The organism is Rhodococcus cerastii, from assembly GCF_033042195.1.
Classification (GTDB): Bacteria; Actinomycetota; Actinomycetes; order Mycobacteriales; family Mycobacteriaceae; genus Rhodococcoides.
In genome coordinates this window covers 106780-120311 of record NZ_JAWLKF010000004.1, presented here as the reverse complement: position 1 = coordinate 120311, position 13532 = coordinate 106780, and the positions used below count along the sequence as shown (strand labels likewise).

At 65.5% G+C, this 13532-nt stretch carries 14 protein-coding genes; 4 read left to right on the top strand and 10 right to left on the bottom strand.

Annotated elements, in window-relative coordinates; translation table 11 throughout:
• Nucleotides 1-130 precede the first annotated feature (130 nt).
• From R3P93_RS09860 to R3P93_RS09820, 9 genes are all read right to left on the bottom strand, one after another.
• Nucleotides 131-898: an SDR family NAD(P)-dependent oxidoreductase gene (locus R3P93_RS09860; protein WP_068045041.1), complete on the bottom strand. Its 768-nt coding sequence runs from the start codon at nt 896-898 to the stop codon at nt 131-133.
• A 117-nt stretch (nt 899-1015) separates the two neighbouring features.
• On the bottom strand, nt 1016-1855 hold the full coding sequence (locus tag R3P93_RS09855; RefSeq protein ID WP_068045038.1) for a carbohydrate ABC transporter permease: 840 nt from the start codon (nt 1853-1855) through the stop codon (nt 1016-1018).
• On the bottom strand, nt 1852-2757 hold the full coding sequence (locus tag R3P93_RS09850; protein ID WP_068045035.1) for a carbohydrate ABC transporter permease: 906 nt from the start codon (nt 2755-2757) through the stop codon (nt 1852-1854). Before R3P93_RS09850 ends, R3P93_RS09855 begins: the two co-directional genes overlap by 4 nt.
• A complete protein-coding gene (locus R3P93_RS09845) occupies nt 2754-4049 on the bottom strand; it encodes an ABC transporter substrate-binding protein (RefSeq protein WP_317532931.1) in 1296 nt (431 codons plus the stop codon). Before R3P93_RS09845 ends, R3P93_RS09850 begins: the two co-directional genes overlap by 4 nt.
• A gap of 86 nt (nt 4050-4135) precedes the next feature.
• On the bottom strand, nt 4136-5152 hold the full coding sequence (locus R3P93_RS09840; protein WP_317532930.1) for a hypothetical protein: 1017 nt from the start codon (nt 5150-5152) through the stop codon (nt 4136-4138).
• Entirely contained in the window at nt 5149-6333 is a 1185-nt protein-coding gene (locus tag R3P93_RS09835) for an ATP-binding protein (RefSeq protein WP_317532929.1), read from the bottom strand. Before R3P93_RS09835 ends, R3P93_RS09840 begins: the two co-directional genes overlap by 4 nt.
• A gap of 33 nt (nt 6334-6366) precedes the next feature.
• On the bottom strand, nt 6367-7071 hold the full coding sequence (locus R3P93_RS09830) for a TMEM165/GDT1 family protein (RefSeq protein WP_068045022.1): 705 nt from the start codon (nt 7069-7071) through the stop codon (nt 6367-6369).
• A 208-nt stretch (nt 7072-7279) separates the two neighbouring features.
• On the bottom strand, nt 7280-7807 hold the full coding sequence (locus R3P93_RS09825; protein WP_094669704.1) for a peptidase: 528 nt from the start codon (nt 7805-7807) through the stop codon (nt 7280-7282).
• A 202-nt stretch (nt 7808-8009) separates the two neighbouring features.
• Entirely contained in the window at nt 8010-8633 is a 624-nt protein-coding gene (locus tag R3P93_RS09820) for a superoxide dismutase (protein ID WP_045197953.1), read from the bottom strand.
• 260 nt (nt 8634-8893) lie between these two features.
• Here R3P93_RS09820 and R3P93_RS09815 point away from each other — a divergent pair, with 260 nt between their 5' ends.
• A complete protein-coding gene (locus tag R3P93_RS09815) occupies nt 8894-10033 on the top strand; it encodes an acyltransferase family protein (protein ID WP_068045010.1) in 1140 nt (379 codons plus the stop codon).
• Between the two features lie 92 nt (nt 10034-10125).
• Here R3P93_RS09815 and R3P93_RS09810 read toward each other — a convergent pair whose 3' ends face one another.
• Nucleotides 10126-11052, bottom strand: a complete 927-nt coding sequence (locus R3P93_RS09810; RefSeq protein ID WP_317533076.1) for an LLM class F420-dependent oxidoreductase — start codon at nt 11050-11052, stop codon at nt 10126-10128.
• Between the two features lie 322 nt (nt 11053-11374).
• On the opposite strand from R3P93_RS09810, the gene R3P93_RS09805 reads away from it, so the two are divergent.
• From R3P93_RS09805 to R3P93_RS09795, 3 genes are read left to right on the top strand one after another with little or no spacing between them, the layout of a single operon-like run.
• The gene (locus R3P93_RS09805; RefSeq protein WP_094638519.1) at nt 11375-11725 is read left to right on the top strand and encodes a rhodanese-like domain-containing protein; all 351 of its coding nucleotides are present in this window, start codon (nt 11375-11377) and stop codon (nt 11723-11725) included.
• Nucleotides 11726-12754, top strand: a complete 1029-nt coding sequence (locus R3P93_RS09800; RefSeq protein ID WP_317532928.1) for a DUF4328 domain-containing protein — start codon at nt 11726-11728, stop codon at nt 12752-12754.
• Complete coding sequence (locus R3P93_RS09795) at nt 12751-13524, top strand: glycerophosphodiester phosphodiesterase (RefSeq protein WP_068045617.1); 774 nt, start codon at nt 12751-12753, stop codon at nt 13522-13524. Before R3P93_RS09800 ends, R3P93_RS09795 begins: the two co-directional genes overlap by 4 nt.
• The last annotated feature ends 8 nt before the right edge of the window (nt 13525-13532 follow it).

Sequence of the window (13532 nt, the reverse complement as noted above, 5' to 3'; positions counted from 1 at the left end):
GCCCCAAACATTTTGTGTGGGGGGGGTGTTGGCCCCCCGGGGGGGACACGAACCGCCCGCGGGGGGGGCCGGGGGGGGCGCGCGGGCCCCCCCGCCGGGGGGGGGGGGCCCCCGCGCCAGTGGTCAGAGGTTAACGCGGAGCCATGCGGATCGCGCCGTCCATGCGGATGGTCTCACCGTTGAGGTAGTCGTGCTCGGCGATCATCTGGACCAGCTGCGCGTACTCGCTGGGCTGCGCCAGACGTGAGGGGAACGGCACCGAGGCCTCGAGGCCCTGACGGTATTCCTCGGTGACGCCTGCCAGCATCGGGGTGTCGACGATGCCGGGGGCGATGGTGTTGACGCGGATGCCGACCTGCGCCAGGTCGCGAGCTGCGGTGATGGTCATCGCGTGCACGCCGCCCTTGGAAGCGGTGTAGGCGATCTGGCCGATCTGGCCCTCGAACGCCGCCACCGATGCGGTGTTGATGACGACGCCGCGCTGGCCTGCGTCGTCCACGGTCGACTGCGACTGCATCCGGTTCGCGGCCAGGCGCATCACGTTGAACGTGCCGAGCAGGTTGATGGTGATGACGGTGCGGAACAGCTCTAGATCGTGCGGTCCCTTCTTGGACAGGATGCGGCCCGCCCAGCCCACCCCCGCGCAGTTGACGACGATGCGCAGCGGCACTCCGGATTCGACGATGGTGTCCAGTGCGGCCTCGACCTCGGCTTCGCTGGTGACGTCTGCCGGAATGAGAGTCACCCCGGCCGGGACGCTGTCTCCGGCCCGCTCGATGGACTGTGGCAGATCGAGTCCGAAGACGGTGACGCCCGCGGCGGCCAGACGTGCGGCCGTTGCGGCTCCGAGGCCCGATGCCCCGCCGGTGACAAGTGCTGCTGTTCCTGAAATCTCCACGTCGTACGATCCCCTTCGCTCACGGTGGCGGGCCGCGGCACAGGCTGCGACCTCGTAGTCGCTTGCACCATAACCGGCGGGGCACCTCACCCGCCCTCAGGCACCCTGGAGTGGGGCCTACTTGATACCGCTGCGCGCGAATCCGGCGATGAAGTATTTCTGGAAGAACAGAAACAGCAACGCCATCGGCACGACGTTGATCAGCGCGAACGCCATCGTGGCACCGTAGTCGCTGTTCGCCTGGCCCTGCAGGTACAGCAGGCCGATGGGGAGGGTGAACAACTCGTTCTCCCGCAGTGCGATCAGCGGCCACGCGAAGTCGTTCCACGATTGCAGCAGGCTCATGAAGGCGAGGACGGCGATCAGCGGTCCCGACAGCGGCAGCACGACGCGTCGAAAGATCTGCCAATGCCCGGCACCGTCGAGTCGGGCCGCCTCGAGCAGCTCACGGGGAATGCCGAGCATGAACTGGCGCGCGAGGAACAGCCCGAACGCCGACGCCGAACTCGGCAGGATCACCGCCCAGTACGTGCCGTACAGACCGAGTCCGACGACGATGCGGAACAGCGCCACCATGATCACCTGCACGGGCAGTACCAACGTTGCCAGCGCGATGAAGAACAGCGGCGTCGAGAATCGGAACTTCAAGTGCGCGAACGCATATCCCGCGAGCAGACTCGTCACCACGGTGATGATCGTGACCACGACGGCAATGGCGATCGAGTTGCCCAGCCACGTCGCGACCGGGAACGAGTCGAACACGCGGGTGACGTTCTCCCACGTCACCTGGCGCGGCCACAGCCGTAGCTCACCCCCGCCCAGCAACTCCCCGCGAGTCGAGAACGCCACGGCCAGCATCCAATACAGCGGTGCGACGGTGATCAGGCCGATGACGGCGATGATCACGGTGCGCAGCACCAGTGCGCGGCGAGCGGACGCGTTTCTCGGCCCGCTCATTCGACCAGATCCTTCGTTCGGCTCGCGCGCCACTGCGCGGCGGCGAAGGTGAGGGCGAACAGGAACAGCACCATGCCGATCGATGCGGCGTAGCCCTGATCGCGGGTGACGAAGCCCGTCTCGTAGGCGTACGTGACCAGTACCGACGTCGCCCCGCCCGGTCCGCCGCCGGTGAGGACGAAGACCAGATCGAACACCTGGAACGAGTAGATGACGTTGAGCACCAGCAGGAAGAACGACGTGGGACCCAGCAGCGGCACCGTCACGTTGCGGAACCGCTGAAATGCGTTCGCGCCGTCCAGCCGGGCCGCCTCGTAGAGGTCGGGACCGAGACCTTGAAGACCGGCCAGATAGATCAGCATGTTCAACCCGGTGCGCCACCACACCGTGGCGATGACGATCGACGCGAAAGCGGGCCCGGGGGAGGACTGCCAGTCGATAGCAGGCAGCCCGAGGAAACCGATGAGATTGTTGAGCACGCCCGAGTTCTGGTCGAACACCAGAATGCCGATCAGTCCGGTGGCCACGCCCGAGACGGCCATCGGCAGGATCACCAGCGAACGCCACAGCGGCCTCGCCGGCAACGCGGAATTGAGCAGGACGGCAGCGATCAGACCGAACAGCATCGACAGCGGAGTGACCAACGCCGTGAACAGCAGCGTGTTGATCAGCGCCCGCCAGAACAGCGGATCATCCACCAGGCGTGCGTAATTGGCCGCCCCGACGAACTCACCTGCACCGAAGCCGTCCGTCTGCTGCAGGCTGACGACAAACGCGGCGACGAGAGGAACGAGGACGAACACGGCCAACAGTGCATAGCTGGGGGCCAGGAATCCGGCGGCCGCGAACGCTTCCTTCCTGGCCCCGGCGCGTTTGGTCTTCGCTCGTACTACAGCCGTCATGCGCCGGTGACCCCGGCGATTCCGCTCTGCAACGCCGAGACGGTGGCAGCGGCATCCTGCGAACCGGCGAACGCAAGATCGAGTTGCTCCTTGAGAACCGGAATGATCGCCGACATCGACGGCGACGCGACCTGAGCGGCATCCTGCGGCTGCACCGTAGTGGCCTGAGCTGCGAAGATCGGGGCCAGCTCCGACCGGATATCGAACTCGAGGTCGGAGTTGAGCAGATCGGTACGCGTCGGCAGCAACGAGGCGGCCCTGCAGAAGTTGCGCATCTGTTCCTGCTGGGTGACGAACTCGAGGAACGACGCCGCCAGCTCCGGCTGCGAGGTCTGCGACGTGGCGACGAGTGCGTTGCCACCGAAGTCGCCGCCGCCCCGGCGATCTCGGGGTGCGAAGGTGGCCGTCCAATCGAAACTGGCCGTCGCATCGGCGTCGGGCAATTGGAATGCACCCGACCACACCATCGCCACCGACTGCGAGAACCAGGCCTCGCTGGCGTAACTCGACGACGCGATGGTGTTGTTCGCCGGCACATAGCCGTTCGAGAAGAACGACGACGAGAATTCGACGGCTCGGCGCGCCTCGTCGGAGTCGATCAGTGGAGTCTTCTGGTCCTCGGCCAGGAAGGACCCGCCGGCCTGGAACAGCAGACTCAACCAGCGGGTGACGCCGTTGCCCTGCCAGTTGTAGGCCCACGGGTACTTGTCGGCCGGCAGCGAGGAACGCAGTCGGTCGCCGATCGACGCCAACTCGTCCCACGTCCAGGCGTCGTCCAGGCTTGTCGGAACCGAGTCGATACCGGCCTGCGACAACAGGTTTCGGTTCACCAGAATTGCCGAAGTGTCGGTGTGGTGCGGTAGGCCGTAGGGGATTCCGCCGTTCTGCACTGCGGCCCACGCTGTGGGCGTGAACTGATCCCGCGTGTCCGACGCCAACAGCGGCGACAGATCGAGCAATTGGCCGCGGCCGGCGTACGCACCGAATGTGTAGTACGGAACGCGGAAGATGTCGGGTGGATTGCCCGCCTGTAGTTGGGCGTCGATGTTGGTGAACATCTGCTCGTACGGCACCGCGTTGAGGGTGATCGTCGTCCCGGGGTTGGCCGCCTCGAACGCGCTGATCGAGTCGCGGAAGCCGGCCAGCTCGGCATCGGTACCCCAGGTGGTGAACGTGAGTGTGCCCTCGGTCTGCTGCGACGGGCTGGATCTGACGAAGCCGCATCCGGCCAACAGCAACGGCACTGCGGCAGCACCGGATCCGATCAGAAACGAGCGACGATCGAGTGCCATGAAAGATCTCCGTTCACCGGATGCAGCTGTACAGACCGACTGGTCCGCCGCAGAGTAGCCAGGGGAGCAGCGGTCCAAACCACTGTTCAGTGCCGGACGTGACCGGTTTCGTCGTACTCGACGCGGTGCGCACCGTCGCCCAGGTCGTCGAGCAGAATCGTCGCCGCCACGGGGCGGCCAGGAGGTAGGAGCCGGACCGTCACCGCGCCTGCTTCGGCGGCATCGAGAGCACCCGACGCGGCGGCCACGATGCGTTCACGCGCGTCGTCGTCGAGTGCGTCCGGGGATCGGTCGTCGAGCATCATCACCTCCACCCCGCGGGCCCGAGCGGACCTGGCGGCACGAGCGAGATCGGGTCGCACCAGACCGCGGGCGCGGAGGGAATCGCGGAGCTCGGCTTCGAGGAGTCGACACGCGAGGACTTCCTCCTCGGTGGGATCGGGGCCGTCGGCGATGCGCTGCAGCAGCGGACGGGCCAACGCGTCGAGACTGGCCAGGCGAGCGTCGCGTTCCTCGAGCACGGCCGCCGCCGCGGCCTGGGACGCGATACGCACCGTCGACTGCTTGCGCAGCTCGAAAATTGCGGCGGCCAAGGGACGAATGGTGAAGGCGAAGAACGTCGCCATCAACAGCGGCGCGATGTTGATCGCGCTGAACGAGAGCCCGTACAGAAATCCCTGACCCGTCACCACCGCCCACCCGATGGCCACCGACATGGTCAGTGCCAGCCCGAGCCACGCGGCGAGTGTGCGACCGCGGACACACATGAAGGTGTAGATCACCACCGACATCCCCAGGGGCCAGGTCTGCAAGCTTCCGGTCAGCGGCACCGGCAGGACGGCGAAGACCAGCGCGGCTGCCACCGGGCCCGATACGGTCATCAGTGCGGTCGACTGCGCGGTCAGTGGGTCACCAGGTGCCCGGAGCAGCAGGATGACCGCGGCCGAGAGTGCAAGCACAGCTGCGTACTCGGGCCACACTGCGGACACCCCGGTCAGGGTTGCGGATGCGCACACCAGGCACGCGAGGATGAAGAAACCGGCAACCGCGTACGCCGCCGCCGACCTCATCGACAGCAGGTCGCGGATGTCCTGGCCGTTCATCGCTTCCACCCCAATCGCACTATGGTGCCTGCGGTGGAGGATTGGATCTCGGCCGATCCACCGTCGAGTTGACGCATCCGGCCTTCGATGCTGACGGCGACGCCGAGTCGGTGGGGCGGCACCGAACGTCGATCGAAGCCGACGCCGTTGTCCTGAACGGTGATGCCCATCGACGACGGGGCCAGCTCAACGGAAACCGAACGATGTGATGTCTGTGCGTGAATCACACTGTTGCGCAGCGCTTCTGCCAGTGCCGCGGCGATGGCGCGTACCGTCTCGGCCGGGTAGTGCTCTGTCCGCTCGAGCGCGCCCTCGTGCACGGTGAAGTCGATCGCTTCGTCGACTGTCGTTGCGGCAGAACGAAGCTGAGCCAGAGTCTCGTCGGCCGAGAACGCTTCCGAGACGGTGCCGGTGGTCAGGTCATCGAGATGTAGCAGAGTCGAGCGCGCCTGACGCGCCAGGCTGGGCGTGCGGCCATGGCGGGCAACAGCCAGCAGCGAAGACATGACCTCGTCGTGGATCAGCGCGTCGAACCGTTCGCGCTCGACTTCACGCGCGGTGGCCGCAGCCGCCCGGGCTGCGTCGTCGTGTGTGGTCGAGATCGTCGCGTCGAGAATGCGTCCGGTGCGCACCGCGGCGAGTGTCGCGGCAACGAACACCGTGCAGAACATCATCGCGAAGAAGATCTCCGCAATGATGTTGCTGCGGGGGAACGGTTCTCGCACAGCCTGGTTGGCCAGCTGCACAAGAACGACGCTGACGCTCATGTGGATGAACGCCGGGACGGGGTGCCACACCGTGGCGGCGGCGAGTGCCGCCAGGCCGGGAAACACCGAGAGAAACGTCCCGGCTTGATCGAAGGTGGCACCGTCCCACGCCACCCACCACAGCAGGGCCATGATCGGGAACGCCAACGCGGCCACGGAACCGGCAACGCGAATGACCCCGATGCGCGGGTGAAAGGTGGAGGCCGCGAACGCGAATCCGGTGCCGAACACGACCGCAACGGTGACCGGAGTCCACCAACCGGGAACCACCTCGCTGCTCCGTTCGATATCCGGGATCAACAGCAGCAGATAGATGAGATAGCCGGTACCGACGAAACGGCCGAAGATTCTGATCAGCCGGTCGGTCGAGTGGTGCGCCGCGTCGGTCGTACTCACCTGCTGCTCGTTGTTCATGCACCCCTCCCGGGAGAGGAGTGTAAACCAAGGTCAGGCGTGTTCGGTGCTGGTCTGCTGCGCCGATTCCCGCGCTGCCCTGATGCGGGAGCGTCGAACGAACACGGCGACGACGACGGCGGAGATCGCGACAACTGCTCCGGCAGCGATGTAGGGAGCTGCGGTGCCGGGCATCAGGCCCTCGAAGAACAGGACAGCACCGAAGACGAAGAACAGGATGGCCGCGCCGTACTGGATCATGCGCTCCGGCAGGTGCTTTCCGAGTACCGCGCCGACCACGATGGCGAGTGCATCGGCAGCGACCATGCCGACGGTAGAGCCGATCCACACGCCCACCCAGTCGTTGTCGGCGGCGAGAGTGACGGTGGCCAGCATCGTCTTGTCGCCGAGCTCGGCCAGGAAGAACGCCGACGCGATCGCGAGGAACGCAGATTTGGTGACCCGAGAGGCCTTCGCGCCCTCGTCGTCGGACAGGGAGTCGCCGCGTAGCGTCCAGAGGCCGAAGATGACGAACGCGATGCCGCCGACGATGGAGATCGCCTCGGTGGGGATCGATACACCGAGGAAGTGGCCGACCGCGACCGAGACCAGGTGCACCACGGTGGTGGCAACGGTGATGCCGCCGATGACGACGTACCACTTGTAGCGCAGGGCGAACGTCATGGCCATGAGCTGGGACTTGTCACCCAGCTCGGCGACGAAAATGACAGCGAAACTCAACAGTAATGCGGACAGCACAGCGGACTCCTCGGTCGTCGACAGGACCGAAGGTCTCGCCCACCGGAACTGGCCGGTTCAGGTGCCGGGTTGCATTCGAGCAACCAGTATGTCGACACGGTGATTGGGGGCTACTCCCCTTCGCTGCACACGACTGTAGGGGCGTCGTCGTGAATTGTCCAATGCGACAATAAGTTTGGGTTCCCGAAAATTCGTGTGCGGACAGCGGTCAGGATGCGAGGAGCATCGCCAAAACTGCGGTGTCGGGATCGCTGATGGGATCGAGACCGACCCGACTGACCATCGACGTCACGGTGCCGTCGGACTCCGCCTCCACCCAGGCCGCCCGATGGTCGAGTCCGAGATGTGGAAGGCCGGGGAGCAGAACGCAGCCGGACGCCGCGCCGACACATTCCGGGAGCGTCGGTGTCGTCTCCGACGGTGGATGCAGCATCAGCAGGGCGGCAGGTTGATGCGCGGCGAACCGTCCGGGAGCCAACGCGAAGTCACCGATCACCGGCCCCTCGGCGACGACCAAGCCGACCGTCCCCGGCGCGGGGTCGTCGGGCAATTCCTCACGCACCCCGAACACCGTCGACGTCGCCAACAGGCCCGGCATCGACGCCACCCGTACAGCGAGGGCGAGAAACTGCGCCCATTCCTTGGTGGTGTCCGGCCAGCGCCCGGAAATCACGAAACCGCGCAGCAGACCGGCGGCATGAAACGGTGAAACACCGATGAGATCTCGCTCGTCCATCTCGATTGTTCCTCCCAGACAGGTACAGGGCTCGAAGCCGGGTACACGACGTTGGGTAGGAAGAGAATGACGCGAAAACGGCTGGCACACAAGATGGGGAGAGTGCCAGCGAACTCCCTTCGAAGCGTGAATGGACCACTGCACCCGTCTGAGCGGGGCAGTGGTCCATCGACGCTGTCGGTGAAGCCGGTGGTGCGAGGACCTACGGGAAGATCAGACCCGGGGTCTTCGACGTTGCGGCCTCGAAACGAGCCTGGACGTCGGCCCAGTTGACGACGTTCCAGAACGCCTTCACGTAATCGGCCTTGACGTTCTTGTACTGCAGGTAGAAGGCGTGCTCCCACATATCGACCTGGAGCAGCGGGATGATGCCGAGCGGCACGTTGGCCTGCTGATCGTAGAGCTGGAAGGTGAGCAGCTTCTTGCCGAGCGAGTCGTAGCCCAGAACTGCCCAGCCGGAGCCCTGCAGGCCGTTGGCGGCAGCGGTGAACTGTGCGCGGAACTTGTCGAACGAACCGAACTGGTCGTCGATCGCGGCAGCGAGCTCGCCCTCGGGCTTGTCGCCACCGTTGGGCGAGAGGTTCTTCCACCAGATGGAGTGATTGACGTGGCCACCGAGGTGGAACGCGAGATTCTTCTCCAGCAGGAAAATGGCTGCATGATCGTCGTTGTCACGCGCGGCGGCGAGCTTTTCGACCGCGGTGTTCGCGCCTGCGACGTAGGTCGCGTGATGCTTGGAATGGTGAAGCTCGTTGATCTCGCCCGAGATGTGCGGCTCGAGGGCGGAGTAATCGAAATCAAGGTCGGGCAAGGTGTACTCGGACACGTGGTTCCCTTCTCTAACGACGCCGTACCCATCGTGTGATGCGGGCACGTTCGTCCTACTGCGGATCTTTCGTAGGGTTCAACCCAATCTCATTCCTACCCCCAGTGCAACAGTTGTAACCGAGATGCTTTTCTCGGAATAAATTCGTGTGAACGAGACAGGCAAATAATTCGGCTGTGAATCTGCTCCGAATATCACGAATCAGTTGCGGAGCGGCCGCGGATTGGTCCTACAGATGAACGGAACCTAAACTCGCGGGTGTGGAAGGGGACCGACCGAGCCAGAATACGGTCGACAAGTCCGCCGCCACGCAGCCGGTCGACGCGCCCCGAGTCCAGATGGACGGTGCCGACCTCCTCCGCGTCATCGCCGTCCTCGCGGTGCTGTACTCACACATTTCGTTCTATCTGCTCGACGACATCGGCGGTGGCTGGTGGATGATCGACGTCGTCAACACCGTCCTCATCGAGGACGCGGGCCTCAACATGCACCTCTCGTTCGTCGGAGTCAGTATCTTCATGCTGCTCACCGGCCTGCTGATCACCCGATCCGCCATGCGGCAATCGCGTCGGGACTTCATGGTCGCGCGCCTCGCCCGCCTCGTCCCGGCGCTCTGGTTCGCCGTCGCCATGGCCGTCATCCTGGTCAAACTCGGCCTCAACGGAATGTTCAGCGGCCAACCCGGCATCACCAACGGCGAAGCGTTCCTCAGCTTCTTCCTCGGCGGCTTCTTCCTGCGACCCGAAGTCGCCGTCCTCGGCGTCACCTGGACCCTCGTCGTCCAGATCGTGTTCTACCTCTACTGCATCTCGATGCGCGGAACGCTGAACACCAGACCCATCGTGGTGCCACTCGTCGGAGCTGCACTGTGCGCCCTGGTGATCGTCTACAACCTCTACCTACCGCAGCCCTACACAGTCCCGTTCCTGACCAAGGTCGCGGGCGTACTCCCCACGCTGTTTCTCGGCCAGATCGCCTACCTCGGATGGGCACGACTGATCACCTGGCGATGGGTCGTCGTCGGCGTCATCGCCCAGATCGAAGTGATCCGACTCGCCATCGAAGTCCACACCTTCTGGATGGGCGACACCTACCTCTGGACACTGCTCGTCGTCACCGGAACGGTCCTGATACTCGCCCGATACAACGGACCCATCACTCGCTGGCCCGTCATCCGATGGATCGGCACCCGCAGCTACGCGATCTACCTGATCCACACCCTCGTGCTGTACCGCATCTACGCAACCGTCGAACCACACCTGGGCCCCAGCGCCGCCGTCCTGGCATTCCTGGCCGGTACCGCCGCACTCGCCGAAATCATGTACCGATGGATCGAACTGCCCGCGGCACGACATATCAGCACTCACTACGCCCGCCTGCGCGCCCGATCCGCCACCTGACCGACCCCCTGGGTACTCAATGTGACATTCAGTGGACTTTTGGGCAGTCAATGTCACGTTGAGTGGACTCAGGGGGCGGGTTTCGGCGGGGGTCAGAGCTGTGGGAGAACTTCGGATGCGACGAGTTCGAGGTGATCGAGGTCGGTGAGATCCATGGTCTGCAGGTACACGCGGGTGGCTCCGACAGCTCCGAAGCGACCGATTTTGTCGACGAGTTCAGCGGGGCTTCCAGCGGCACCGTTCTCGCGTAGTTCGGATACCTCGCGGCCGATGGCAGCGGCGCGACGTGTGATTTCTTCTTCGGTGCGGCCGCAGCAGAGGACGAGGGCGTTGGAGTAGACGAGGGAGTCGGGATCGCGATCGGCTGCTGTGCAGGCTGCGCGGACGCGACCGAACTGTGTCTCGGTATCGGCCAGCGAGGCGAAGGGGATGTTGAACTCGTCGGCGTATTTCGCGGCGAGTGCCGGGGTGCGCTTCTTGCCTCCGCCGCCGATGACGATGGGCGGGTGCGGCGTCTGCACCGGCTTGGGGAGCGCGGGGGAGTTCGTGACGGGGTAGTGCGTGCCCGCGTGTGAGAACGTCTCGCCGGCGGGGGCGTCCCAGAGTCCGGTGATGACGGCGAGTTGCTCTTCGAGGCGGTCGAAACGTTCACCGAGCGGAGGGAACGGGATGCCGTAGGCCTTGTGCTCGTCCTCGAACCAGCCGGCACCGAGACCGAGGTCCACGCGGCCGCCGCTCATGGCGTCGACCTGGGCGACGCTGATGGCCAGGGGGCCCGGGTAGCGGAAGGTCGCGGAGGTGACGAGTGTGCCGAGCCGAATGGTCGAGGTCTCGCGGGCCAGCCCGGCCAGGGTGATCCACGCGTCGGTGGGCCCTGGGCCGCCGTCACCGCTCATCGCGAGGTAGTGGTCGGATCGGAAGAATGCGCCGTAGCCGAACTCCTCGGCAGCTTTCGCGACGCGCAGCAGTTCGTCGTACGTGGCACCCTGTTGCGGTTCGGTGAAGACGCGTAGCTCGATGGACGGGAGGGGAGCCTGCGGAACGACCTGCGGTGAGTTAGTCATGTTCGCCAGCCTAAACAGCGGCTTCGCAGGACCGCAGACGATGGCTGTGTCAAATCACCATCGATCCACAGGCCGAGTTGGTATTCGATACACCGGGGGACCGACTCGACGCTCTGACCTGTGGATAGAAACCGGCACAGACCCCGATTCTGTGGATCGATCTGTGGATACTGTGGATAACTTCTGTGACTGCAGTGACGTAGGTCATAGCGAGGTGGCGCTTCGGTCGCGAGGACACGGGTGGCAGCCCCGCGCGGACGCGTGACAAGATCGAGGTGTGTCGCATCCCGAGCAGCCGCCTGCCGTCACCGTCGATCGCCTGCCGGTGCCGTTCCCTACGACGGCCATCCTGCTCGACGTGCGCGAGGACGACGAGTGGCAAGCCGGACACGCTCCGGACGCAGTGCACATCCCGATGGGCGACATTCCGTCCCGCGCCGGTGAGGTCGACAACCAATCCGAGGTGTACGTGGTCTGCAAAGCCGGTGGTCGCTCGGCTCGCGTCGTCGAATATCTCAACCGCGTGGGCTACGACGCGATCAACGTCGACGGTGGGATGCTCGCCTGGCAGGCCGCTGGTCGACCGATCCAGAGCGAGAACGACGCCCACGAAGCGAGAATCATCTAGATGTCGGCACCGCAGGGGCGCGCTCAGGCGTTCCAGGTCTGTGCCCGCTGCAGCACCCGTTGGGCTGTCGGCGCACGGCCTGGCATCTGGTGCCCCCGCTGCCACGGCGTGCTGCTCTCGCCGGTGTCCACCAGGGCACCCGCGCAGGGTGCCCGAAACTTCCGATGGGTAGCCCGACCGGCGACCTCGTCGACGAAAGCCGCACGCCGCGGCCGATCCGCAGCACCGACCCCGACGCCGCACTACGCCTCGACGCCCACCTGGGGATTGCGCGACATCCCGCGCGATCCCGAGGCCGATCGCCGCGTAGGTCGCGTCGAGCGGTACGCCGCGAACGCGCAGAACCTGGTCCTCGTCACCGCGATGTTGCTGGCGCTCGCTGCGTTCGCCGAAGTGTTCCGGTACGGCATCCTGCTGCACAACCGCGTGCGACTGATCTCGCCGATCACCCTCGCCGTGTCCGACGCGTTGGTGTATTTCGCCCAGGTCGGCGCGCTCGTCATCGGTCTGGCCGCGCTGATCACTTCGTCCTGCTGGCTGATCGACCAGCGCAGACTCGCCTTCACTGCCGCCGGCTCCACCGACCCGCGATCGGTGCGCCCGATGCTGCTGTTGTCGATGCTGCCTCTTGTCCGCATCGTGATGCCGGGGGTCTACCTCACCGAGGTGGTCCGTCTCCGCGGCGGTGCCGATGCCGACGTGCACCGCGAGCTGACACTGGTTCGGATCTGGTGGGCGGTCTGGGCAGCGAGCAACGCGCTGGTCATCGTCCAATTGCTGTGGAACCTGCGCGATTCACTTCAGGCCCGCGCCGACGGAGTTCTGCTGTCGGCAGTCGTGGCCTTGGTGGCCGCGGTCTCGGCCGTGCTGACCCTGGCCGTGATGCGCCGACTCGAAGGCCGCACACTGCGCGGCTCCGCGATGTCGCGTCCGACCCGCTGGGTGATCGCCACCGGCACCGCGTCGAAGTCGAACCAGCGCGAACAGAACCAGCCCGAACACGAATCCGAGACGGTGACGGCGTCGTGAGTCCCGATCGCCGTGGGCCACTGGTTGTCGCGCATCGAGGTGCGTCGGCGGCGAAGAAGGAGCACACTCTCGCGGCCTACGACCTCGCGCTGCGCGAGGGAGCGGACGGCGTCGAATGCGATGTGCGGCTCACCAGGGACGGCCACATCGTGTGCGTGCACGATCGCCGCGTCGATCGCACCTCGAACGGCACCGGCATCGTCAGCGAGATGGACTTCGCCGATCTGGCACGACTGAACTACGGCGACGACGACGAACCCGCCGAACTCCTGACGTTGCACGACCTCATTGCTCTCGTCCTGGACTGGACCAGCAAGCCGGTCAAACTCTTCATCGAAACCAAGCATCCCGTGCGATACGGCTCGCTGATCGAAAGCACGGTGCTCGCCGAGCTGCACAAGTTCGGCATCGGCGCGCCCGCGTCGGCCGACCACTCGCGGGCGGTCATCATGTCGTTCGCGCCCTCGGCCGTCTGGCGCGTACGGAGGTCGGCTCCGATGCTTCCGACGGTGCTCCTCGGCGACAGCTCGCACTACCTCGGTGGGGGAGCGGCGACGACCGTCGGGGCCACCGCAGTCGGCCCGTCGATTCGCGCGCTGCGCGAGCACCCGGCCATCATCGACCGCGCAGCCGCGTCCGGCCGGGCCAGCTACGTGTGGACCGTCGACGAGAAAGAGGACGTGGACCTGTGCCGCGAGCTCGGCGTCGGGTGGATCGCCACCAACCATCCCGGCCGAACGCGAGCCTGGCTCGAATCGAAGAACGTGTAGGTTTTCGG